The following is a 23,992-nucleotide window of genomic DNA, read 5'->3' on the forward strand; positions in this document are numbered from 1 at the left end:
GTCCGCAGGGGTGAGCTCCGGCGGACCGGGGCGATACGCACCCACCACCGGGTGGAACGGTGACGAGCCTTGCACCTCACGATTGTCACCTGTCAGGATAGTGATGTGAATCTTGACCATGTCTTCGTGTGCGGGCACCCGGCGCTCGACTTCGCGGCCACCCTGCGCGCCCGGCGTTCGATCCGGTTCGAGATGTTCGTGACGCCGGACCGGCTCAACGCCTGGTACCTGGAGTCCGGGCTCGTGGACACGATCACGCCCGGCGAGGAGAGCGACGTCCGAGAGGCGGTCGCGGCGCGCGAGGCCGTCTACCGGCTCATCACCGACCGCCGCCTCGGCGAGGACTTCGACCGTGAGGCCCTCGCGGTACTCAACGCAGCCGCGCGCCGGGTCCCGGTCACTCCGCAGCTCACCCGGGCCGGCCGGCACACCGACGCGACGCCCGGGCAGGCCCTGGCCACCGTGGCCCGGCAGGCCGTCGAACTGCTCAGCGGCCCGGACGTCCCCCTGCTCAAGGAGTGCGGCAACCCCGAGTGCACCCGCGTCTACATCGACCGCTCCCGGGGCATGCGACGGCAGTGGTGCGGCATGGAGTCCTGCGGCAACAAGATCAAGGCGGCGGCCTACCGCGCCCGCAAGAAGACGGCGCCCATCGCGGCCGGGAAGTGACCCGGCGACGACATGTCGCCACCGGCCGGGATCCTGGGCGCCGCCGCCGTTGAACGGTACGCAGGTCTTGCGGCCGCGCTCCAGCCGCCCCGTCCCGGTCGACGCAGGGCGAGCCCCGCTGCCACGGCGACGTCACGCACGCCGACCACTGAACGGAGGCAGGCAGGCCGGTCCCCGCGCGGCAGTCTCCCGACGCAGCCGCTCCGCACCGCCGGCATCACGGCCGGCGACGTTCCGTCGCGTACTGCCAGGTGAGGCCCCGGCCGGGACGGGCCGGGCCAGGCACGTCGGCGGCTGCCTACAGCCCCAGGTCGAGGGCGAGGCACGAGTGGTACTTCCATGAACTCTCGGAGTCGTACGAGGCATCGGCTCCGGTCGGCAGGCCCTCCACCTCCTCGGTCATGTCCTCGAAGCGAACGCGCTCGGGGAGGCTGCCGTAGCGTGCGCGCCGCGCCGCCGCCGCGGCGGCGTCCGCCGCGATTCCCTTGTCCATGACCCATGCTCCACTTCATCGATCTTCTTCTGCCGAGCGGACCGCGCTGTGCCGTCGCCCTCGACATCCATCAGCGTGCACCTTCGCGCGTCACCGGTCAAGATGGTGACGCATAAGAGGTAGCCGACCGTCGCACCCTCGCCCGTGGCGCCGGGGCGCTCGACTCCGTCCGGAAACCCCCGACGAAAAGCCGGCCATGGACGATCAAGCGCCCCTCTCCTCCGGATCACCGGCCCTTCATCGGAGACGGTCGGCGTCGACAACGGCCTGCGCGAAGGCGGCCGGCGCCTCCTGCGGCAGGTTGTGGCCGACGTTCGCGACGGCTCGGTACTCGTAGGGGCCGGTGAAGTGGTGGCGGTGGGCGGGGCCGTCGCCGGGCGGGGCGAAGGGATCCAGGGCCGGGTCGAGGGCCACCGTGGGGACGGGAACGGGCGACTTGGCGGCGAGTTGCGCCTCATCACGGCCGCAGCGGTGGCCCCCCTCGATCAGGCCGATGTGCCAGCGGCAGTTGTGGAGGACGACGGCCGCGAAGTCGGGGTTCCTGAAGGCCCCGGCGGTGCACCGGAAGGTGGCGTCGTCGAAGTCCCAGTCGGGCGAGACGAGGGTCCACACGTAGCGGCACAGCGCGATGCGTTCGTCGACGTCCTCCATCGCCTTCTTGCCCCGCTCGGTCGCGAAGTACCCCTGGTACCACCAGTTGCGCTCGACGACTGCGGCGGCGGGTTCCAACTGCGCCGCTCGCTCGGTGATGACGTAACCGCCGGTCGAGACAAGGGCCTTGACGCGTTCGGGCCACAGGGTCGCGATGATGTCGGCGGTGCGCGAGCCCCCGGTCGAATCCGGCGAGCACCGCCTTCTCGATCTCGAGTGCTTCCATCAGGGCGACGATGTCGAGCGCGACGGCGGACCGTTCGGCGGTGCGAGGGGTGCGGCGGGACAGGAAGCGCGTACTGCCGTGGCCTCGCAGGCAGGGAACGATCACGCGGTATCCGAGGTCGACGAGGAGCGGGGCGACGTCGACGTGGCCGTGGATGGCGACCACGCGCCCGCCCTGCGCGGCCCGGACGTCGCGACACACCACACCGCTGCACGCACCCCCGCGGATCCGTCGATCCCGATCAGGGGCCACAGGACCCCGACTCCCCCTCGGCAACCCGCGGACGACCCGCGGCCCGTGACACGCATGCACCCACAGGGGCGCCACTCATCACCCTCTTGACCGGTGACGAAATTGCTTGCCATGATGTCGTCACCGCCTCAACCGGTGACGAACTGACAGACGTTCCGGACTTGAGGCCGTTCGAAGCCTTCGACCCGGATGGGGAGCACGAGCCATGGCAGTCACCTACACCGCTCATGTCGATGTCGACGGAGAGGGCCGCAACGGCGGTCGTGTCCGCTCCTCGGACGGTCTCCTGGAGGCCCGGCTCGCCATCCCCGAGGAGTTCGGCGGCGCCGGCGGCGCCACCAACCCCGAGCAGCTGCTGGCCGCCGGCTGGGCCGCCTGCTTCCTCGGTGCCCTGCGCAGCGCCGCCGCCACCCGCAAGATCCGGCTCACCAGCACCAGCATCACCGCAGGGATCACACTCACCCATGGCGACGACGGCGAGTTCTCCCTCGCCGCAGTCCTCAGCCCCGTCCTCGGCGGCGTGGATCAGGCAACCGCCGAGGAACTCGCGCACGCCGCCCACCAGATCTGCCCGTACTCCAAGGCCACGCGGGACAACATCCCCGTCACGCTCAACGCCTCCGGCACCGCCGGCTGACCCAGCCGCCGACCGCGGGTCCCGCGCCTTCCCCCGGTGCGGGTCCCGCCCCCCACTCGCTTCAGACGGGAACGGACGAGAACATGCTCCCGACGATCCACAACCCCGACAGCCCCATCGACGTACCCCCGCACACCACTTCCGTTCGCGCGTCCCCCGATCCCGCGGCCGTCGGGCCGCTGCCCAATCCCTCCGACCGGGAAGGATCGACCGGCACACAGGTCTGGACCTGGTCGTGGACCGTGGTGCTGTCGGGGTACGGTCCGGTGGCTCCGAGGTTCATCTGACGGCGACCGCGGAAACCCGGCCGGGGCCACGGCGTCCCCTGCGGAACTTGTTCTCCAGGTCCCCACCGGACCATGCCGAGCGCACGGTGAACCGTCGGCCCGCGGGTGGCCATCCTCCGCTGCGATGCCCCGACCGGCGCGCCACGCCGACCAGGATCCGGGCCATCCCCGGTCCGGCCTCCGGCCGTCCCTTCCGCTCCATCGCCGTGTTCGCCGATCAACGGCAGTGCGACCCCTGCACCACCAGCGCAGGAAGAAGCTGGTGGTCTCGTACCCGCCGAAGAAGCCGGGCTTCTTCCAGGCACGGGAAAAGGGCGCCGACCGGAGCAGATGCCCGTCGGACGCCCTTCCCGGCCGACGCCGCAACGTCGGCCTCGCTCTCCAGGACCTGCCGATCGATCCATCGGGACAGCCCTTGGGGTGCTGCGACACGATGAACCCGACCGTTCACCCCGATCAGTGCGGACCGTCGGGCGAACGGCACAGGGACGAGCCGTCGGCATCCGATATCTCGCACGAAGGCGGGAGAAGTCGCGGATCAGGACGATCCGCGCCCGACACGAGTCGCGCCCGGAGTTCGCACGCCTCCTGATGCAGCACGGCTCAGGCCGGTTCGGGTTGCGGTTCCGGCTGTCGCGCCGGTTCGGCCTTCGGCTCCCACAGTTTGGTGGTCCGTACGTAACCGCGCATCACCGATGCCATCGCCAGAACAAGAAGTGGCCCGAACACCCACGGGTATTCGGCCATCTCCATCGACAGATAGCGATATGACACCAGGAGCCCGGCAAAGACCGTTGCACCGTAGGCGACCAGCTGGATTCCCGCCCGGTCCCAGCCGCGTTCGTGCGAGCGCAGCGCCACCTCGATCGTGAGCGTGAACACCACACCGGCAATGATGTCCGCACCGTAGTGGTAGCCGAATCCCAGCGTCGCGCCGAGCGTGGCGATCAGCCAGAAGGTGCCTGCGAATCGCAGAACCCGCGGGCCCTTGCGGGAATGGAGGAAGATCGCGGTAGCCCACGCCGTATGCAGGCTGGGCATGCAGTTGCGTGGGGTGATCTCGTCGAAGGGCATGTGGTGCGGAGTGGTGACCGGCGGCGGCGTGCCCGGCCACAGGTCCGCCACCGCCCAGTGCCCGCCGTCGGCACCGTAGGCGAAGATCGGTCCGACCACCGGGAAGATCATGTAGATGGCCGGCCCGAGGAGGCCGATGACCAGGAAGGTGCGCACCAGATGGTGGCCCGGGAAGCGGCGCTCGACCGCCACGTGACGCAGCTGGTACATCGCGACGACGACCGCGGCCACCGGAAGCTGGGTGTAGACGGAGTCGAGAAAGAAGTCGCCGATCGAGCCGGTGGCCTCGACGATCCGGCCCACCAGCCACGACGGGTTGCCCAGCGCATGATCGGCCGTTGCCACGTACTGGTCGAGCACCGCCGGGCGGGTCTTCGACGTGATGAGCAGCCAGGTGTCGCCGGTCTTGCGGCCGGCCACCAGCAGCAGACCCAGCCCGACGCCCTTCAACAGCAGGACACGTTCCTGACCGGTGCGCCGCGTGACAGCGATGACCGTATAACCCAGAATCACCCACAACGCACCATTGCCGAAGGGGTGACCTTCGGTCACCTTGATATCGGCCGCCCACCGCACCAACAGGAAGGCGACGTCGATACCGATCGCGACACCAGCCGCGATGAACCGTTCCCGCCAGGTGAGCACCAGCATCATCAGCGCCATGCTGGCGTACAACAGGAAACCCGATTTGGGGGCGACCAGCACCTCTTGCGCCTGGCTGACGATCGGCCCCGGCAGACCGTAGTGACGTGCGGCGATCTCCAGCGCGACGAGGAAGCCGAGGACCACCACACCCGCCGTGGCCCACAGTATCGCCCGTGATCGACGCCCGGCGGCGAACGTAGTTCTGCTGCTTATTCGCGAAAGCGTCCGCGTTATTGTAGATATCAATTGTTTGGCCGATTTGTTAGACATTGGTTGCGTAGGGCGCTCTTCGTGCCGGATTGCATCGTTTTCCGGCGAGGGACGGCAATGAGGGTGTTCGTCGTAAGTTCGATCATGCTATCGGAGCGGTGCCGTGGGTTCACGGGTCACGGGTGGCGAGAAGACCGGTCGATCCCGGCTCGACGGTCCAGCGCTTCGGGAATGACCATGAAACCCCCGACGCCCGGCGGCGTCGAGGGCGGCACGGGTTGCCCGGCCGGATCCGGTCATGCATCACGGATTCGCCTGCAGAGCCTCCGGTGAATCCATCGGTCGGCACCATCCGCCGGCTGTCGTACGCCTCAGACCCTGCCGCCCGACGCCGTGTCCGACGACAGTCGTTGAGCGACGTAGATCGGAATCACGGACAGCAGGACGAGCAGCGCCGCGACCACGTTGACCACCGGGGCCTGCTTGGGCCGGGTCATGTTGTTGAAGATCCAGATCGGCAGGGTCTGGACACCGGGGCCGGCGGTGAAGGTGGTCACCACGATCTCGTCGAAGGACAGCGCGAAGGCCAACAGCCCGCCCGCGAGCAGCGCCGACCGCATCAGGGGGAACGTGACGTCGGCGAAGGCGCGGAAGGTGTGGGCGCCGAGATCCATGGCGGCTTCCTCATAGCTGCCGGGCATCCGGCGCAGCCGAGCCACGACGTTGTTGAAGACGACGACGATGCAGAACGTGGCGTGGCCGACGACGACCGTGAACAGGCCGAGGCCCACGCCCAGCGGCTCAAGCATCGTATGGAAGGCCGAGTTGAGAGAGATTCCAGTGACGATGCCGGGCAGCGCGATCGGCAGGACGACGGCGAACGAGATCGCTCCGCGACCGAAGAACGCGTGGCGCTGCACGGCGAGGGCGATCAGTGTGCCGAGGACCAGCGCGATCGCTGTGGCCGCGAGGCCCGCCTCGACCGAGGTCCGCAGGGCGGACCGCGCGCCGTCGCTGCGCCAGGCCGCGGCCCACCAGTCGAAGGTGAGACCGGATGGTGGCCAGCCTGAACTGCGGTCCGGATTGAGGGAGTTCAGCAGAACGAGCAGGAGCGGAAGATAGATGACCGCAAAGCCCAGCCCGGCGGCGACACGCACCATGATGCGGGCGGGGCGGGAGAGTCGCATGGCATGGGCTCCTCGTAGCCGGCGGTGGTCGGAGACGGCTGTGGCTGCCGTGATCAGAAACTGCTCAGCGCACCCGAACGGCGAACCGCGAGCAGGTAGAGCACGATGATGATCACCGGGACGGTGCCGACCGCCGCGGCCAGGGGCAGGTTCAGCGTCACGTTGGAGTAGACGAGATTGCCGATCAGCTGGGTCTTGCCGCCGACGATCTGCACAGTGATGTAGTCGCCGAGGCTGAGCGAGAAGGTGAAGACCGAACCGGCGGCGACCGACGGCAGCACCATCGGCAGCACCACGGAGCGAAAGGTGCGGGCGGTACGGGCACCGAGGTCGGCGGAGGCATCGAGCAGGCTGTCGGGCAATTGTTCAAGTCCCGCGTGGATCGGCAGGATCATGTACGGCAGCCAGAGATAGGTCAGGACGATGACGGTGGCGGGCAGGCCATAACCCGGCCCGCTGAGACCGAGGGGCCTCAGCAGCCAGTCGAGCGGCCCGCCCTCGGAGAGGATCAGCCGCCAGGCGTACACCTTCACCAGGTAGCTCGCCCACAGCGGCGTGAGGATCGCCACCACCAGCAGTGGCCGCCACCTGGGTCGGGCCACCCGCGCCGTGCAGAAAGCGACCGGGAAGGCGATCACGGCGCACAGGACGGTGACGCAGAGCGCCACACCGATGCTGCGCAGCGCCACCTGCCGGTACAACGGTTCCGTGAACAGCGCCGCGAAGTTGTCGGTGGACCAGACTTTCACGACGTTCGAGGTGAAGGGATCCGTGGTCCAGAACGCCGACAGGAACAGTGCGGCCAAGGAGCCGAGATAGGCGAGGACGAGCCACAGCAGTGGTGTGGTCAGCAGCAGGGACAGCCGCAACCGGGGCCGACGGTGCAGGGCCCCGGCGACCTTACGGACAAGTCCGGCGGCTGCGACGGAATCGGTCATGAGGTCAGCCCTCTGCTCTGCTTCATGGCCGGGTTCGCCCCGTGATCCGCGTCGTCATCGGCTTCAGCCCTTGATCTCGTTCCAGGCCTGCACCCACTTCGCGTACGGGACGCATGTGACGTCGGTGCGGCCGTCCAGGCACTGCGGGATGGGCGTGTTCCAGTAGTGGACGTTCTTCCAGTACGCCTCGTCCGCGGCGTGGAAGATCGCGCAGTGGTTCTTGTCGGCGGTCTCGGCGCAGGACTTCGCATTGGACGGGGCCTCACCGAAGTACTCGGCGACCTGGGCGTTCACCTTGGGTGAGATGATCCAGTCCAGCCACTTGTAGGCGCAGTTGGGATGCTTGGCTTTGGCTGCGAGCATCCAGGTGTCGGACCAGCCGGTGGATCCCTCTTCGGGGAGGACTGCCTTCACCTCGGCGCCTTCGGACCGGGCGAGGTTGGCGATCACCTGCCAACTGGTGCCCACCACCGAGTCACCGCTCTTGAAGGCGGAGATCTCCTTGAGGTAGTCGCTCCAGTACTCGCCGATGTTCGCGTTCTGTTTCTTCAGCAGGTCCACGGCCGCGTCGAACTGCTTCTGATCCAGGGCGTACGGGTTCTCGATGCCGAGATCCGGCTGTGTGGCCTTCAGGAAGAGCGCGGCGTCCGCGATGTAGATCGGTGAGTCGTACGCGGTGACCTTGCCCTTGTGCGCGGGCGCCTTGTCGAAGACCGCGGACCAGGAGTGGGGGGCGGGCGTGACCTTTTCCGTGTTGTACATGAGGAGGTTGGCGCCGCGGCCGTGCGGGATTCCGTAGGAGACGCCCTTCACCGAGTTCCAGTCCTGGTTCTTCAATCCCTTGAAGACGTCCGCGTAGTTGGGCACGAGCTCGGTGTTGACGGGGGCCGCGTCCCCGGAGGCGATGAGACGCAGCGAGGCGTCCCCGGAGGCGGACACGGCGTCGTAGCCGCCGGTCTTCATGAGGCTGACCATCTCGTCGGAGGTGGCGGCCGTCCTGGCATTGACCCGGCACCCCGTCCGCTTCTCGAAATCGCTGACCCAGTCGGCCTTCGGGTCGTTCGATCCGTCCTCGACGTACCCGGCCCAGGCGATCAGATCGACTTGTCCCTCCGTCCTGCCGATCTTCGACTGCGCCTTGAGGTCCGGGGGTTCGAGTCCGGTCGAGGACCGGCCGCCGCCCGAGTGCGAGGAGCCGCAGGCGGTGACCAGGAGCAGTGCGCCGATGGCGACTGCGGCCTTGAGGGGTCGGTTCGGGCGCACGAGTCCTCCATACGTATGAGGGCGGATCGGGACGGGACGTGCGGGCCGTGCTGTCATCTCACCGGGGCATGCGGTGTGGTCCTGACGGTGTCGCCGCCGGGTTGCGGTCGCTGCGCCTCGGGAACCCGGAACGTGTGGTGGTCGTGCCACAGCAGCCTGACCCGGGCCCCGCGGCAGGCCGCCACGTCCTCGGAGGAGGTCTCCAGGTTCTGCTGAAGGACGGTGAGGCTCCCTCCGGCATCGAGGTCCACCAGGAACCGGGTGGCGTCGCCGAGATAGAAGACTTCTGCGACGGTGCCGGTCGCGGTGGAGTGCTCGGGTCCGTCCGGCGCGGCGGACTCCTCGAGCATGCGGATCTTCTCCGGTCGGATGCTGTACGTACCCGAGGAGCCGACGACCCGTTCGGCGGCGTCTCCTGCGAGCAGATTGGAGATGCCGACGAAACCGGCGACGAAGGGGGTCGCCGGCCGCTCGTAGATCTCGGCGGGCGTACCGGTCTGCTCGATACGGCCCTGTCGGAAGACGGCGATCCGGTCGCTCATCGTGAGGGCCTCCTCCTGATCGTGGGTGACGAACACGAAGGTGATGCCGACATCCCTTTGGATCGCCTTGAGTTCGACCTGCATCTGCTCGCGCAGCTTGAGGTCCAGGGCGCCGAGCGGTTCGTCGAGAAGCAGCACGCGGGGCCGGCCGACCAGGGCCCTGGCGAGAGCGACGCGCTGACGCTGGCCGCCGGAGAGCTGTGAGGGCCGGCGTGCGCCGAGGCCGTCGAGCCGGACCTGCGCGAGGGCTTCTCGGGCCCGGTGCAGCCGTTCGTGTCTCGGCACCCTGCGGATCTTGAGGGCGTAGGCCACGTTCTGCTCGGCCGTCATGTGCGGGAAGAGCGCGTAGTCCTGGAACACCGTGTGCACGTCGCGCTCGAAGGGGGCGAGCCGGGTGACATCGCGGCCGGCGAGCTCGACGATGCCGGAATCGGGCGCCTCGAATCCGGCGATCATTCTCAGCACCGTGGTCTTGCCCGACCCGGACGGGCCCAGCATCGAGAAGAACTCACCGTCGGCTATCTCCAGGTCGACCCCGATCACCGCCTCGGTCCGGCCGAAGGTCTTGCTCAGCCCATGCAGTCGGATCGCCGTTCCTCCCATGGGCGGAAACCTCTCGTGTGCCGTTGAGCGTCGGTCGGGCGCCGCGCATAAAACATAAGAAGCCGTGGTTCAGATCTCAATGCCGCCATCCAGCGGAGAACGCGTCAACACACGAGCTTTACAAGGTGGTTGCCGTTGAAACCCGTGAGGCCCGAATTGCGCGCTACGCGAAGAGCCGTTTCCGCGCCGGCCCGACCCCGGGGACCGGCGTGCGCGCCGGTGAGCGGTTGATCGAGGGCGTCGGCAGGCTCCGCCTACGACATCGACCACTCGACGAGGCCCGCCGTCGGGCCTCGCCCGTACCCGTGCCCAAGGGCTGCCCCCTTGCACCTGACGGGCGCACGACCGACGGCCACGGCACCTCGCCGCGTTGTCGGCATGGTCGGCCCAGTGGCCCTCCCGAGGGCGCAGGGGCCGTTTTCGGCTGTGCCGCTGCCCCGAGGCGCATCGGACCCCGGGGCAGTCGGCCCGTCGCGACGACGTCGGCGTTACGGACCGGTCCGCCGCGCCGTGCCCGGGCGTTGCCGGTCCGCAGTCGTTCGATCCGGCGGGTCCGGCACCAGGCACCTGCTGCGACGCTCTCAGCCGGCGAAGCGGGCCATCCACGCCTCGACTTCGTCCGCCGACCGCGGCAGGCCCCCCGACAGGTTCTCGTGTCCGTCCTCGGTCACGACCAGGTCGTCCTCGATCCGGACGCCGATGCCGCGCCACTCCTCGGGCACGGTGAGGTCGTCCGGCTGGAAGTACAGACCGGGCTCGACGGTGAGCACCATGCCCGGCTCCAGCACGCCGTCGACGTATTCCTCGTGCCGGGCCTGCGCGCAGTCATGGACGTCCAGACCGAGCATGTGACCGGTGCCCGCCATGGTGAAGCGACGCTGGAGGCCGAGTTCGTACGCGCGGTCGGCCGGGCCTTCGATGAAGCCCCACTCGACCAGCCGGGCCGCCAGGTGGCGCTGGGACGCCTCGTGGAAGTCGCGGTACGCGGCACCCGGCTTGACTGCGGCCATGCCGGCCTCCTGGGCCTCGTACACCGCGTCGTACGCCTTGCGCTGCAGAGGCGTGAAGGTGCCGCTGATCGGAAGCGTGCGTGTGACGTCGGCGGTGTAGAGGGTGTGCGTCTCCACGCCGGCGTCGAGAAGGAGCAGGTCCCCCGGGCGCACCGGGCCGTCGTTGTCCGTCCAGTGCATGATCGTGGCGTGCTCACCCGCGGCACAGATCGATCCGTACCCCACGGAGTTCCCTTCGAGGCGTGCACGGCGGAAGAACGTTCCCTCGATCCACCGCTCGGACGACGCGACCGCCCGGGAGAGCTCACCGATCACATCGGTGAATCCGCGCACGGTGGAGTCCACGGCCTTGCGGAGCTCGGCGATCTCCCAGTCGTCCTTGACGAGGCGGAGATCACTGAGAGCCTCTTCGAGTTCGGCGTCACGCTCCTCCTCGGTGGTGACGACGGCCTCCAGGGACGGGTCGAGACCGCGGACGATCCGTGTCGGCGTACCGGAGGCGACGGCCAGGTCGTCGGCCGCCGTGCGGACGTCTCGGCAGGGCAGGCCGAGCACGAGCTCCGACTCGGCGAGGGAGCGGCGTCGGCCCATCCACAGTTCCGCCGTGGCGCCGACCCAGAATTCGTCGTTGTCCCTGCTGTCCCGCGGCAGCTGGAAACAGTAGGCGTCATGGCCGCCGTCGGCACGGGGTTCGAGGACGAGCGCGCCGTCCCGGGCCCGGTCTCCGGTCATGTGCACATAGCCGGAGTACGGGCGGAACGGGTAGGTGTCGTCGTTCGAACGGACCTTGAGATTCCCCGAGGGGATCACCAGGCGTTCGCCGGGGAAGCGTGCGGAGAGTGCGGCGCGGCGGCGGGCCGCGTACGGAGCCTGCTCGCCGAGCCGCAGGTCGTGCCGTTCGGTGTCCGCCCATCCCGTCCGCATCAGAGCGGACAGTTCCTCGGAGATCCCTGAGTAGAGACCGTTCTTTCGTGCTTTCGCCACGTCATACACCTTCTTCTGGGTGGGTTGCTCGGCGACGAGGGGCAGCGGGAGCCCAGCGGACGGGGCGAGCCCCCTCCCGGTGCGGCCCGGACACCCTCACTGCCGCCGGTCGCCGGCGGCTCTCGGACGGTAACCCGCACGACACGCTCTTGGTGCCGAAGACCGCCACTGGCACAGATCGGCCACGGTGTCGCGAGGAGTCGTCGATAATTCGGTGTATGACGAACGCGAAACTCGGCGAGGCCCTTCGGCTGCTGGGCGTCGGCCAGGATGCGGTCCAGGTCTATGTGGCGCTGCTGGAGCTGGCCCCCGCTCCGTTGAGTGCGATCGGGTCCGTGGCCGGTCTGCGCGGTGCGGAACTCGCCGCGGCGTACGACGTGCTGGTGGACGCCGGTCTGGCCAGTGCCGCCGAGGAGGGCGGGGACGTGGTGGCCCCGGTTCCGCCCGCCGCGGGCCTGGAGATCCTCGCCCGGCACCGGGCGGCCGAGGTCGAGGAGTCGCGCATCACCGTCGGGGGCGCGTTCGAGTCGTTCCGGCGACAGCGGCTCGCCGCGTACAACGACAATCTGGTCGAGGTCGTCACCGGCGACGCCATCGGTCCCAGGATCCGTCAGGCTTGGGCGAGCGCCCGCGAGCAGATTCGGCAGTTCGAGTCACCACCGTATTTCCCGTTGTCCGGGGCCACGGAGGACGCGCTGGCCACGCTCGCCCGCGGGGTGACGCAGCGTGTCGTGTACTCGCGGGAGTCGCTGGAGCATCCGGGCCATCTGAAGGACGTCATCGAGCCGTGCATCAAGGCCGGCGAGCAGGCCAGAGTGGTGCCGTCGGTGCCGGTCAAACTCGTGATCATCGACGAGGCGTACGCGCTCGTGTCGTTGTCGATCAAAGAGGCCGACGTACACAACACCATGCTGGTCGTGCAGCCGTGCGGCCTGCTCTCCGCGCTCGTGGCACTGTTCGAGCAGTCCTGGCAGAGCGCCCTGCCGTTCCACGGCCGCACCACCCGCCCGGGCGGCCTGCCGCCCGCCGACCGCCGCGTGCTGTGGCTCCTCGCGGGTGGAGCGAGCGACGACGTCATCGCCCGTGAGATGGGAATCAGTCGCCGCACGCTGTACCGCCGCCTGCAGATCCTGATGGCTCAGCTGGGCGCCGAGAACCGCTTCCAGCTGGCCCTGCAGGCCCAGCGCAGCGGGTGGTTGTGACCGGCAGCCGGTGGACCCCGCGCGCCACCGCAGAACCCACGCTGCCGCGTCCACGGCCGAGCGGACTCGGCCCGCCGGTGAGGACCCGCCCTGCGACGATCGGGCGAACGTCTTCCGCCGTCCCGCCCACCAGCACGGGGCGAGATCGCGGGGCAGTGAAGTCGGTCCGCACCGCGCCCGGCGAGAATTCCGCCCTGGGGCGTTCGCCGGGTCCGCGTGGGCCACGAGGCAGACGCCCTCCGTCCCCGGCGACGGGCCGCCGGTCGCCGCCGCAGGAGCGGCGGCGACCCCACGACGGACGAGCCTGCACTACCGGGCCGTGGTCCCCCTCGCCTGTTTGCAGCTCCGGCTCCCGTGACTCTGCGGACACTGCCCGGGTCCGTGCTCCGTCCTCGGCACGTCGTCGGTCCGGGAGCGGCCGCGTCGGTGCTGGTCCTTGCGGTCCACGGCGGACACGGTCCAGTGGTCGAAGTCGTAGACGACGGATGTGCCACCCACCGAAGCGGTGAACGTCGCGCCCCGCTTGTCCTGCTGCAGCCACGGGGTGTCGAACAGCTTGAACGCGTCGTAGTCGACCGGTGAGCCGTTCACGAGATGGGTGGTTCCGGGCGCCTCAGCCGCGGAGTCGAAGGTGATGTCCAGGTCGTCCCCGCTCAGGCTGTGGTAGACGAGCCGCGGATTCGCCTCGTCGACATGGCTCACATCCATGCTGGTGGTGGTCGTGAGCGCGCGCGCGAACGCGTCGAGGTCGGCGTACTCGGACGCGTCCGCCGACTCCAGCACCCAGCCGTTGCTGTCGGCCTGGCTGCGCAGAATGTCATAGCTGTAGCTGAGGGTGGCCGTCGGATGGTTCTGGGCTGTCTTCTTCACCTTGTCCGCGGGGTCGTTCGGTGTCTGGTGGTACCAGGTTCCGGGCTTCGCCAGCTTGTACGCGAAGTACATCGGCCCCGTGTCGGCGATCGTCCATCCGTCGACCTCACGCCGTTCCCGAATGGAACCGTTGGCGGGGAACAGTGCGTTGATGTAGTTCGAGGTCTGGTCGCCCGACGACTTGTAGACGCCGACCGCCGTGGGACCGTCCTGCATCACCCGCTGGTTGGCGGGTTGGTCATAGGCGCCGATCGAGGCGTTGCCCTGATCGACCGACAGCCGGAACAGCGGATTCGCGGCGTCGGAGTGCCAGCGGAGCACGACCGGCAAGTCCTCGATCCAGTTGTCGACGCGCCGGTAGTGGACCTCGGTGCCCAGGCCCCAGGTGGGACGCACGTAGCTGGTGCGGTAGATGTCCATGGCGTGGCCACTGGAGTTCTGGAGGTTGGTCTTGTGCGCGGTGTAGGACTTGTCGGTCTTCCGGCCGATCTCCACCGCTGCCGCGGGCGGTGTGTACTTCGTCCCCGGCCAGGCCACGAGGCCGGCGTACTCGAGGTTCGGACGGTACGCCGAGGGTGCCGGGTTGTCGGATTCGCCGACACCCTGCTGTGCACGGTGGGCGCCGAAGTACGTCCAGGCGAGCGTCGAGTGGTCGGCGGGCCGCCAGGTCGGATCGTTGACGGAGGACAGGTCGCCCTTGGCGCGGCTCTCCGACGAGATCATGTAGCCGTCGATCCAGTCGTTCGCCCACTCGAACCACATCACGTCCATCGCCATCCTCACCTGCTGGCGCAGTTGGGCGTCGTCGGCCCACTGGTACAGGGCGTTGAGGCAGAAGTACGTCATGAAGGTGTACTCCGGGCTCTGGTACTCCGCCCATCCGCTGCGCACGCCCGCGTTCACCATCTCGAGGATGTTGGCCTTGTTGGCGGCCTTCAGCTGTGCCCCGGAGTTGCCGTTGAGGTCGGCGAGGTCGGGGAAGTACTGGCCGACGAGGTACCCGGTGACGTAGTTGCTCATCCGCAGGTTCTCGGTCTGCGAGAGCTTCCCGTAGCCGTACGAGGCGAAGTAGCTGCGCACGTGCGCCAGCATGTCCGGGCTGAACCGGTCTCCGACCATGAGGTAGGAATACATCTTCGCCACGGTCTTGTACTGCTCGTAGTCGTAGCTCTGGAACTGGGCGTCGAGCTTGGAGAGGTTCGTCGTCACGTTCTCGTGGTCGGCGAGCTGCGCGGTGTACTGGGCCACGTTGACGGCCCCGCTCTCCTCCTTCATCGCCTTCGTCTTGTTCCACAGCCACTGCGTCCGGGTCTCCTGGGTGCCGGGGTAGGGGGCGGGCGACTCGGGCACGTACGGGCCGGTCGATGTCTTGAGCGGCGTGCTCAGCGCGCTGATGTTGCCGCTCGCGTCCCTGGCCCGCACCGTGAAGTCGTATCGCGTGGCGGGCATCAGGCCGGTGACGACGGCCGAGGTGGTGGTGCCGCTCACGGAGGCGACCTGGTAGCCGTCACGGAAGACGTCGTAGCCGGTCACACCGAGGTTGTCGGTCGAGGCGGCCCAGCCGAGCGAGACACTGCCGGAAGTCACCCCGGCGGTCAGCCGGGTCGGGGCGGTGGGGGGTTCCGTGTCGGTGACGCCCCCGGCCACCTCGTAGACGCCGAGGTTGTCGACGGTGATCGCCTCGTCGGTGCTGCCGGTGTCGACGCGCACCGAAAAGCCCAGCTCCACCGTGGAGATGAGCCGCTGCCCGCCGTTGGGAACGATCGTGAAGCGGTACGCGGGGAGGGCGGTGTCGTCGACCCGCGACAGGTGGCCGGAGGTACCGGTGTACGCGGAGGTGGTGGTGATGCTCACCGCGGGCACCGGAAATCGCGGCACGAGGTTGTTGTCGAAGTTGCCGAACTGGATCTGCGCGTAGATGTCCTTGGCGACGGGCTTGTCGCCGGCCGCGCTCCGCGCCAGGTCGTACTGGAGGACGAACTGCCGGGCGGGGCTGCCGACCGGCTCGCTGTAGACGGCGTTGATGCGGTCCTTCAGCGTGCCGGTGGACCACCGGTGGTAGAAGTAGCTGGAGAGGTTGGTGCCCTGGGAGGCGTCGCGGAGTTCGAGGGCGTTGTCGCCGTCGACCTGCACGATCTGCTGGGTGCCTCCCGATGTCTGGCTGGACATGGTCAGCGGACTCCTGCCGCTGTCGAATCCGGTGTCCAGGTCCGCCGCGAGCAGGTTCGTCGGCGGGTCGTCGGCTGCTACGGCGGTGGTGCCTGGTACCGCCAGCAGAAGAGCGACACACACGACTGTCACTCTTCGCGTCAGGATGTTCATGGATCATCCTTTCGGGGTGAATGGGCTACTTGACGGCTCCCGTGACGAGGCCCTTGCTCCAGAACGACTGCAACGACACGAACATGGCGACGACGGGCACGACGGACACCAGCGCGCCGGTGACGACGGTGGTGTAGCTGATGGGATAGCCCTGGAGCTCGCGCCAGCCGACGAGGCCCACCGTCACCGGCTGGAGCGACCTGTCGGCGAGCATGAGCGAGGGCAGGAGAAAGTTCGTCCAGATCGCAACGAACTGGAACAGGAAGATCGTGACCATCGCGGGTGCCATGAGCCGGGCGCACATCGCGAAGATGCGCAGCTCGCCTGCTCCGTCGATGCGGCCCGACTCGATCAGGGCGTCCGGTATCGAGGACGATGCGTAGATCCGGCTGAGGTACACGCCGAAGGGACTGACGATGCTCGGGATGAACACGGCCCAGAAAGTGTTGATGGTCCCCGTGTAACTGAACACGAGGTAGAGCGGGATGGCGAGCACGGGTGGGGGCAGCAGCACGGCTGCGAGTACCGTGCCGAAGACGGCCTCGCGCCCCAGGAACGGGAACTTGGCGAGTGCGTAGCCGCACATGGACGCCAGGACCGTGGAGACGATCCCACCGCCGACCGCGTACAGCAGCGAGTTGAGCAGCCAGCGCGCGTAGATCCCGCCCTGGGCCTCGAACAGGGTCCGGACGTTGTCGAAGAGGGCGAAGTGCCCTCCGAACCAGAAGCCGTTGCCCGAGAAGATTTCTCCGGTGCCCTTGGTGGCGGAGACGACAAGCCACCACACCGGGAGCAGGAAGTAGACGGCGAAGAGGGTCATGATGCCCAGCACGAAGAGGCGCGATGCCGGGTTGACCGTCGTGAGGGCCCCCGCCCGGGAACGCCGTGGCCTCGGTTCCCGGGCCACGGGCGCGGTTCGGGTGGGCGATTGCAGAGTGGCGGTCATCAGTCGACGCTCCTGGCCGATGCGCGGAAGACAAGGACGGACAGCACGCAGATCAGCGCGCCGAGTACCACGGACTGCGCGGCGGCGTAGTTGAAGTCGTTGGCCGACAGCGACCGCAACGCGGCCATGATCGGTGTGTAGGTGGACGACAGGTTCGGCGCCACGGACTTCATGGTGGCCGGCTCGTTGTACAGCTGGAACGTGCCGATGATGGAGAAGACGAGAGTGAGCAGCAGGGCCGGTCGGATCTGCGGCACCTTGATGAGCAGCGCGGCCTTCCAGCCGGAGCAGCCGTCGAGCGCGGCGGCCTCCATGGTCTCCTCGGGCACTGCCTGCAGGGCCGCGAAGAGCAGGATGGTGTTGTAGCCGGTCCATGCCCAGGTCAGGATGTTGGCGATCGAGAAGGGCAGGGCGCTGTCGGTGACGAAGCTGAAGTGGAGGCCCATCGATCCGAGGTATCCGGTGATGGGGCTCAGCGAGGGCGCGTACAGGAAGGACCACACCAGGCCGGCGATCACGCCGGGCAGCCCGTAGGGGATGAAGTAGGCGATCCGGAAGAATCGGCGCCCCTTCGTTGCGGACGAATCGATGAGCAGGGCGAGGAAGAGTGCGATGGCGAGCATGACGGGCACCTGGATGACACCGATGAATGCCACTCGGCCCAGGGACGAGATGAAGTCCGTGTCATGGAAGACCCGGATGTAGTTGTCGAAGCCGGCGAAGACGGACTCGGCTCCGGACAGGCCGAGGCCGGAGCGTTTTTCGGCGAAGAGGCTCTGGACCACGGAGTACCCGGTGGGGACCAGGTAGACGATCACGAAGAGCAGGAGGAATGGCAGGACGAAGGGCGCGGCTCGCCTCAGTTCACGCAGTCGGCGCCGCCGGATCGTCGAGGGGGGCATGGTCACGTCTTCCGTGGGGTGGCGGGTGTGCGGATCCAGCGGGGGCCGCGTCGGCGCGGCCCCCGCGCGGGGCTACTTGCTCACGGAGAATCCCTGGGACCGCAGGGCGGAGACCGTGCCCTTCTGGGTGCTGTTCAGAGCGTCCTGGATGGTGCCCTTCTTGGTGTGCACCTTGCCGAGGCCGTCACCGAGCGTCGTGGCCGTGGTGGACATGACCGGGCCCCACTGCCAGTCGGGGTTCACCTTGGCTGCCTCCTCACGGAACAGCTGGTAGATGGGGCGGCCGCCGTAGTAGCTCTGAGGGGCGTCCAGTGCCTTGTTGGCGAGCCCGGACTTGGAGGCGGGAAGGATGGCCGCGGAGTCGATCAGGTTCGAGACCGAACCGGAGTCGGTCGACATCCACAGGGCGAACTCGGTGGCCTCCTTCGGCCTCGCGCAGTCCTTCATCACGGCCGTGGCCGAGCCGCCCGAGTTGCCGACGGCGTCCTGTGTGCCCCACCGCGGCATGGGAGCGATGTCCCACTTGCCCGCGGAGCCGGCGGCGTTGTCCCGGATGAGGGAGGCGGACCAGACCGGGCCGACCTCCGCCCAGACCTTCCCCTTGCTCCATGCCGAGTACAGCGCGGCGTCGAAGGCGGGATGGGAGGTGACGAGGTTCTTGTCGAAGAGTCCCTGCCAGTAGTCGGCGACCTTGCCGTTCGCCGCGCTGTCCAGCGAGACGGACCAGGCGTCGTTCTCGGTGCCGAACCAGGGGGCACCGTCCTGCCAGGCGAAGCCGGCGTAGAGGTAGGGGTCGGTGGGGAGGTTCATGATGCGCGACGACGGGTCGGCGGCCTTCACCGCCGCTGCGGCGGTGGTGAACTCGTCCCAGGTCCTGGGGACTTCGATGTGCGCCTTCTTGAAGAGGTCGGCGCGGTAGAACATCGCCATCGGCGCGGTGTCGACCGGGATGCCGTAGGCCTTGTTGTCGACGCCGACGTTGCCCCACACCCAGTCGGCGAACTCGTCCTTCCGCGGTTTCACGTAGCCGCTGACGTCCTGCAGGACGCCGGCGGCGAGGAAGCTCGAGAAGGTCTCGTAGCCGACCTGTGCCAGGCAGGGGGCCTTCCCCGCCTTGGCGGCAGTGAGCATCTTGTTGTAGCCGCCCGCGCCGCCGTTGGTGATCGCCTCGTACTTCACGTGGATGTCGGGGTGCGACTTGTTCCACAGCTCGACGGACTTCTCGTAGCCCTGCGCCCACCCCCAGAAGGTGATCTCGGCCGGTCCGCCGGTGCTCGCTTCGGTACTGCCGCCGCCACTGCACCCCGAAAGCATGATGCCGGTGGCGGTGATGATGGCCGCCGCAGCGAGTCTCGCCTTGCGCATGACCATGACGTCCTCTCAATTCGGCTCTGTACAGCGCTGTTCGTTTCACTGAATGGATCGAGGGTGTCCTCGCGAACGGCCGGGGGCGTGCCCGGCTGGTCTTGCGGGACGTTCTGGCCTGCGTCGAGTACGTCGGGGGGTTCCCGATCCCGTGCCGGCGGGCGGGCGGCTGTGAAGCCCGCCCGGAGGGGCATGGTGGACGTACTGGCACATGGCCGGGCGCGGACGAGTCGTCCGCGGGGGCCGGATGACGGCTTGCGGTCCGAGGCCGGTCGAGCAGGCAACGGACTTCGGCGCGAAAGGTGTTCGCGCACTGTGCGGGCTCACCGGAACCGCGGTCGTCCACGCGTGTTCCGGCAGCTCGACGGAAGCCGCTCGCGAAGAGGTACGGCTCCGGTCTCCGAGGGGACAGGGTCACCGGGCCTTCCCGCGGTCGCGGCCGTGGCACTGCCTCCCCGTACGGGCACCTGGCCCGGATTCCGCCGCCGCATTCGCCGGACGGGAAGGAGTCTCACGCAGGGTCCTACGGTGACGGGTCTCGCGCGTCGGCGCACACGGTGTTTCCCTTCCCCGACGAGTGGGTCGATGGTGGGGATACTTGCATACAAGCATACGGCGTGCAACGATCATTTCGTGAATACCCCTCAACAACCCAGCATCCCTGAACGGGCGTTGGCCGGGCGCGATGCGGGACTGGCCCCGATCACCCGGGACGGGGCGCGGACCCGGACGTCCGACCGCGTCCACGAGGAGTTGGTCGCCGCGATCCGCGAACTCCGGCTCGCCCCAGGAGCATCCCTGTCGGAGACCGACCTGGCCGGACGACTCCATGTCAGCCGCACCCCTGTGCGCGAAGCCCTCGCGAGGCTCGTCGACGCGGGGCTCGTGCGGGTCGTGCCACAGGTCGGCACACGGGTCGGCCTGATCAGCCTGCGCGACGTCGAAGAGGCGCGCTTCGTGCGCGAGAGCCTGGAGGTCTCGGCCTTCGAAGTGGCCTGCGCCGACCCGACAGTGGACGTCACCGTGCTGCGTGAACTGCTCGAACGGCAGGAGAGCAGCTGCCGTGCCGAGGACTACGACGCGTTCTTCCTCGCCGACGAGGCGCTTCACTGCGAGATCTTCTCGCTCAGCGGCTATCCCGGGGCGTGGCAGGCGGTGCAGCGGATGAAGCTGCAACTGGACCGGCTTCGCCGGCTCTCCCTGCCGGACTCCGCCGCCATGCGCGAACTCATCGACGAGCACCGCCTGATCGTGGACGCTCTGGAGAACGCCGATCTGCCCGCGGGCCGCGCCCTGATCAGCCGGCACGCCCGGCGCGCCCTGGAACGCGGCCCCGCGCTGCGCGTCGAGTACCCGGGCTACTTCACCGATTGACATCGATCGGTTCACACGGCCGGACCGCCATCACGGCACGCCCACGGGCGTGGCGTCCTCCGGCCCTTTCCCTACCTGAAGGAAGGCGACGTCATGGACTTCGAGAACACGGACGGGCACGGCCGGCATCGGGTCGGGCAGGCATGACCATTCGGCTCTCCCTCGGCCACATCGACACCTACGACGCCCGGGTCGCGACCTTCGCCCACCAACTGGGGCTCACCGGTGTGCAGTTCCACACGCCGGATCTGCTGCCGGGGGCCGAAGGCTTCTGGAGCCTGACGGAGCTGCGGAACCTGCGGGACCGTTGCGACGCCGACGGACTGGCGATCGACGGCATCGAGAACGTCCCCCTCGCCCATTTCTGGAAGATCCAGCGCGGTCTGCCCGGCCGCGACGAGCAGATCGAGAACTACCGGAAGACCATCCGCAACCTCGCCGCCGTCGGGGTCGACATACTCGGCTACAACTTCCTCGCCACCTACGTATGGCGCACGGACATGGCGGCGAAGGGCCGCGGCGGAGCCAGGGTCACCGCCTTCGACCTGGCCGACGTCCCGGCGGGCAACGCGCTCGCCGGCTACCGGCTGACCCCCGACATGGCTCCGGACGAGCCGATCAGCGCCGAGATGATGTGGGCGAACCACCAGTACTTCCTGGACGCCGTACTGCCGGTCGCGGAGGAGGTCGGTGTGCGGCTCGCCCTCCATCCGGACGATCCGCCCACACCACAGCCGCTCGGGGGCATCGCCCGCATCTTCACCTCTCCGGCTGCCATCGGACGGGCCCGGGACCAGGCCGGTGGCAGCCCGTCATGGGGGCTGAACCTCTGCCTCGGCACCGTGTCGGAGATGGCCGGCGAGCAGAGCGTCAACGAGGTCATCGACCTGCTGGGACCGGCCATCTGCTACGTCCACTTCCGGGACGTCCGCGGCACGGTGCCGCGCTTTCGCGAGTGCTTCCTCGGCGAGGGCAACTTCGACCCGGCACGGGTGATCCGCCGGCTCGACGCCTCGGGATTCGACAGCTTCCTGATCGACGATCATGTTCCGGCCATGATCGGCGACTTGGACACCTGGGGGGACACGTCGTCGGAGGCGTACTGCAGCCGGGGCCGGGCGCACGCGATCGGATATCTGCAAGGTGTCCTGAACGGCCTGTCGCTCGACGAGTCGGCCGGATCACGCGCGATACCGGCGAACGGCCGACGGTCGGTGTGACCCCGTGATGTTCGCCCGGCCCGACCGGGGACACCCCGGTCGGGCCGCGCACGCGGCACGCCCTGCGCCGGGCACCCGTGGCGGGTGCGGCCGCTCCCCGGCGGTCGCCCGGCCCGCGGTCACGTCGACGGACCGCTCTTTGAGGGGCCGTCTTCCGGATCCGGCCTCTCGGACCCCCTGAGGACGAGCCGAGTGGGAAACACTCGGGTGACGAACTCCGAGCTGCCGCCGTTGAGTCGGGCGATCATCAACTCGGCGGCCGTACGCCCCATCAGCTCGATGTCCTGACTCACCACCGACACCGGAGGACTGCCGAGCAGCGCCGCCTCGAAGTCGTCGAAGCCGATCAGCGGCAGCCGCCGGCCGGCCTCCCGGAAGGCCAGCAACGCACCTATCGTCGCACGGTTGTTGGCCGCGAAGACGGCGTCGGCCGAGCCGTCGTGCAACAGGGTGCCCACCGCCCGCTGCGCCTGCTCCCTGGTGTGGGCCGTGGTGATCGCGGGCGAGTCCGCCATCCGGATCCCCTCCTCGGCGAGCGCCGCGGCGTATCCGGCGTGCCGTTCGCGCATGGTGTGGATCCCGGGCGAGTCGCCGACATACGCGATACGCCGCGCACCGGCGCGGCAGAGCGCCGAGGTCGCCTCGCGGGCTCCGCCCCCGTTGTCGGCGAGAACCGTGTCGGCGGCCGGGTACGACGCCGGCCGGTCGAGAAAGACCAGTGGCGGGATGGGCGAGGCGACCTCGGACCAGTCTCGGGCCGAGTGCTGCGGCGGCACGACGATCAAGCCGTCCACCTGCTGCTCCATGAGCCGGTCGACCAGACGATCGTGCCGCGGCCCCTCCTCGTTGGAACTCGCGATCGTGACGAGGTAGCCCGCGGCATCCGCCACGCTCTCGACGGCTCCGGCGAGTGTGGAGTAGTACGGGTTGGCGAGATCACTGATGACCAGGCCGATGGTCCTGCTCGTCCGGCCGGGCCGGATGCTCGCCGCCGAGAGGTTGCGGCGGTAGCCCAGCTTCACGATCGCCGCGCTGATCCGGGCCGCGAGTTCAGGATCGATGTTCGTCGCCCCGTTGACGTGACGCGAGACGGTCTTCAGGCTGACGCGTGCTTCGCGGGCGACGTCGTTCATGGTGGGATTGCGCGACACTGCTCTCTCTCCAGCCGACGGCAGTTGGCGGTCGATCGTACTAACGACTCGGGGAGCGATGGTTCGGCAGCTTGTGGCCCTGACGTGAGGGGATGTGCGTCGGGTGTGCGGGTCGGACCACAGGCCGCGCAGTCAACACCGGCTGGAAGAAGCGCCCCTCCTCGGCACCGTGCCACGTGACGTTGCCGAACCCGCGCTCTCGCACGAGTTCCGCCAACTCCTCCAGTGCCCAGGCCCGCGACGTCGCCCGCCGGACCCGTACCTGCCAGGTGTCGCCGTCCGGCAGCAGTTGCACGTGATCGAAGTCGTAGACGCCGTCGTCGTGCCAGTGCCAGAGCTGGAACGTGACCACCTGCCCGGCGTCGCTGTCCGTCACCTGCGGAACCGTGGACTGCCGCCGAGCCTGTCGGGCGTCGCCGTAGTCCTTTGCCGAGAGCACCAGTAGCCCGCCGTCTCGCACGACTCGACGCATGTTGTCCACCGCACGGCGGACATCGTCCTCGGTCAGCATGTGCGCCAGCGCGTTGTCCGCACTCAGCACGACGTCGAACGAGGCGTCGGCGAACGGCAGCGCGCGCATGTCCGCCGCCAACGTCGCTGCTGCCACACCGCGCCGCTGCGCTTCCGCAGCCGCTCGAAACGCGGCAGCCTGACTCAGATCGCTGCCCACGATGCGGTGTCCGTGCTCGGCCAGGCCGATCGCCTGCGTCCCGATCCCGCATGAGCAGTCCAGGACGTCCAGCGGCTCGGCACCGCCCAGATGCCGCCGGATCAGCGCGTCCAGGGCATTCCCCTGCCGCGATACCGACTTCGACCAGTCCGCGTAGATCAGGTGGTAGTCCTCGGTGAGCTGGTCATAGAAGTCCTGCGCTGAGTGGGAGGCCATGGCGGAGAACACTACAGCTGACGGCCTGCGGCCGTAACGTGAACATGGCCGCGCGGGTCGGGAAGTGCCGTAGCTGTCGTCGC

The 23,992-nt window shown here is 68.6% G+C and carries 19 protein-coding genes and 1 pseudogene; 6 read left to right on the forward strand and 14 right to left on the reverse strand.

What is annotated here, in order from left to right; genetic code table 11:
* Positions 1–105 precede the first annotated feature (105 nt).
* Positions 106–669, forward strand: a complete 564-nt coding sequence (locus ACIRP2_RS21580; protein WP_404252544.1) for a CGNR zinc finger domain-containing protein — start codon at positions 106–108, stop codon at positions 667–669.
* Positions 670–967: 298 nt separating this feature from the next.
* Here ACIRP2_RS21580 and ACIRP2_RS21585 read toward each other — a convergent pair whose 3' ends face one another.
* Complete coding sequence (locus ACIRP2_RS21585) at positions 968–1,162, reverse strand: hypothetical protein (protein ID WP_404252546.1); 195 nt, start codon at positions 1,160–1,162, stop codon at positions 968–970.
* A gap of 237 nt (positions 1,163–1,399) precedes the next feature.
* Positions 1,400–2,195: pseudogene (locus ACIRP2_RS21590) on the reverse strand (alpha/beta fold hydrolase); the annotation flags it as partial.
* A gap of 301 nt (positions 2,196–2,496) precedes the next feature.
* On the opposite strand from ACIRP2_RS21590, the gene ACIRP2_RS21595 reads away from it, so the two are divergent.
* Together ACIRP2_RS21595 and ACIRP2_RS21600 are read left to right on the forward strand one after the other, a co-directional pair.
* Complete coding sequence (locus ACIRP2_RS21595) at positions 2,497–2,928, forward strand: organic hydroperoxide resistance protein (RefSeq protein WP_404252548.1); 432 nt, start codon at positions 2,497–2,499, stop codon at positions 2,926–2,928.
* 83 nt (positions 2,929–3,011) lie between these two features.
* Positions 3,012–3,215 carry a hypothetical protein gene (locus tag ACIRP2_RS21600; RefSeq protein WP_404252550.1) on the forward strand — a complete coding sequence of 68 codons (204 nt, stop codon included), beginning with the start codon at positions 3,012–3,014 and terminating at the stop codon, positions 3,213–3,215.
* 603 nt (positions 3,216–3,818) lie between these two features.
* Here ACIRP2_RS21600 and ACIRP2_RS21605 read toward each other — a convergent pair.
* The 6 genes from ACIRP2_RS21605 to ACIRP2_RS21630 all read right to left on the reverse strand — a co-directional run bounded on the left by ACIRP2_RS21605 (position 3,819) and on the right by ACIRP2_RS21630 (position 11,671).
* Positions 3,819–5,081 (reverse strand): phosphatase PAP2 family protein, encoded by a 1,263-nt coding sequence (locus ACIRP2_RS21605; protein WP_404252552.1) that lies wholly within the window; start codon positions 5,079–5,081, stop codon positions 3,819–3,821.
* Positions 5,082–5,515: 434 nt separating this feature from the next.
* Positions 5,516–6,331 carry an ABC transporter permease gene (locus ACIRP2_RS21610; protein WP_404252554.1) on the reverse strand — a complete coding sequence of 272 codons (816 nt, stop codon included), beginning with the start codon at positions 6,329–6,331 and terminating at the stop codon, positions 5,516–5,518.
* Positions 6,332–6,384: 53 nt separating this feature from the next.
* Positions 6,385–7,269: an ABC transporter permease gene (locus tag ACIRP2_RS21615; protein WP_404252556.1), complete on the reverse strand. Its 885-nt coding sequence runs from the start codon at positions 7,267–7,269 to the stop codon at positions 6,385–6,387.
* 63 nt (positions 7,270–7,332) lie between these two features.
* Positions 7,333–8,532, reverse strand: a complete 1,200-nt coding sequence (locus tag ACIRP2_RS21620) for an ABC transporter substrate-binding protein (RefSeq protein WP_404252558.1) — start codon at positions 8,530–8,532, stop codon at positions 7,333–7,335.
* A 53-nt stretch (positions 8,533–8,585) separates the two neighbouring features.
* The gene (locus ACIRP2_RS21625) at positions 8,586–9,677 is read right to left on the reverse strand and encodes an ABC transporter ATP-binding protein (RefSeq protein WP_404252560.1); all 1,092 of its coding nucleotides are present in this window, start codon (positions 9,675–9,677) and stop codon (positions 8,586–8,588) included.
* Between the two features lie 581 nt (positions 9,678–10,258).
* Positions 10,259–11,671, reverse strand: coding sequence for an aminopeptidase P family protein (locus tag ACIRP2_RS21630; protein ID WP_404252562.1), 1,413 nt, complete (start codon positions 11,669–11,671; stop codon positions 10,259–10,261).
* 218 nt (positions 11,672–11,889) lie between these two features.
* Between ACIRP2_RS21630 and ACIRP2_RS21635 the strand changes: the two genes are divergently transcribed.
* On the forward strand, positions 11,890–12,873 hold the full coding sequence (locus tag ACIRP2_RS21635) for a LuxR family transcriptional regulator (RefSeq protein WP_404252564.1): 984 nt from the start codon (positions 11,890–11,892) through the stop codon (positions 12,871–12,873).
* Positions 12,874–13,182: 309 nt separating this feature from the next.
* Here the strand turns inward: ACIRP2_RS21635 and ACIRP2_RS21640 are convergent, their stop codons facing one another.
* The 4 genes from ACIRP2_RS21640 to ACIRP2_RS21655 form a co-directional block, all read right to left on the reverse strand.
* A complete protein-coding gene (locus ACIRP2_RS21640) occupies positions 13,183–16,065 on the reverse strand; it encodes a fibronectin type III domain-containing protein (protein ID WP_404252566.1) in 2,883 nt (960 codons plus the stop codon).
* A gap of 25 nt (positions 16,066–16,090) precedes the next feature.
* Complete coding sequence (locus ACIRP2_RS21645) at positions 16,091–17,011, reverse strand: carbohydrate ABC transporter permease (RefSeq protein WP_404252568.1); 921 nt, start codon at positions 17,009–17,011, stop codon at positions 16,091–16,093.
* Positions 17,011–17,913 (reverse strand): carbohydrate ABC transporter permease, encoded by a 903-nt coding sequence (locus ACIRP2_RS21650; protein ID WP_404252909.1) that lies wholly within the window; start codon positions 17,911–17,913, stop codon positions 17,011–17,013. Before ACIRP2_RS21650 ends, ACIRP2_RS21645 begins: the two co-directional genes overlap by 1 nt.
* Positions 17,914–17,985: 72 nt before the next feature.
* Positions 17,986–19,278 carry an ABC transporter substrate-binding protein gene (locus ACIRP2_RS21655; protein ID WP_404252570.1) on the reverse strand — a complete coding sequence of 431 codons (1,293 nt, stop codon included), beginning with the start codon at positions 19,276–19,278 and terminating at the stop codon, positions 17,986–17,988.
* Between the two features lie 633 nt (positions 19,279–19,911).
* Here ACIRP2_RS21655 and ACIRP2_RS21660 point away from each other — a divergent pair.
* Positions 19,912–20,652, forward strand: a complete 741-nt coding sequence (locus ACIRP2_RS21660; RefSeq protein ID WP_404252572.1) for a GntR family transcriptional regulator — start codon at positions 19,912–19,914, stop codon at positions 20,650–20,652.
* A gap of 143 nt (positions 20,653–20,795) precedes the next feature.
* The gene (locus ACIRP2_RS21665) at positions 20,796–21,872 is read left to right on the forward strand and encodes a mannonate dehydratase (RefSeq protein ID WP_404252574.1); all 1,077 of its coding nucleotides are present in this window, start codon (positions 20,796–20,798) and stop codon (positions 21,870–21,872) included.
* A gap of 119 nt (positions 21,873–21,991) precedes the next feature.
* Here the strand turns inward: ACIRP2_RS21665 and ACIRP2_RS21670 are convergent, their stop codons facing one another.
* Together ACIRP2_RS21670 and ACIRP2_RS21675 are read right to left on the reverse strand one after the other, a co-directional pair.
* A complete protein-coding gene (locus ACIRP2_RS21670) occupies positions 21,992–23,005 on the reverse strand; it encodes a LacI family DNA-binding transcriptional regulator (RefSeq protein ID WP_404252576.1) in 1,014 nt (337 codons plus the stop codon).
* A gap of 58 nt (positions 23,006–23,063) precedes the next feature.
* Positions 23,064–23,909 (reverse strand): class I SAM-dependent methyltransferase, encoded by an 846-nt coding sequence (locus ACIRP2_RS21675; RefSeq protein ID WP_404252911.1) that lies wholly within the window; start codon positions 23,907–23,909, stop codon positions 23,064–23,066.
* Positions 23,910–23,992 lie beyond the last annotated feature (83 nt).

The sequence above is a fragment of the Streptomyces sp. NPDC101194 genome (assembly GCF_044767885.1).
In the GTDB taxonomy this organism is placed as follows: Bacteria; Actinomycetota; Actinomycetes; order Streptomycetales; family Streptomycetaceae; genus Streptomyces.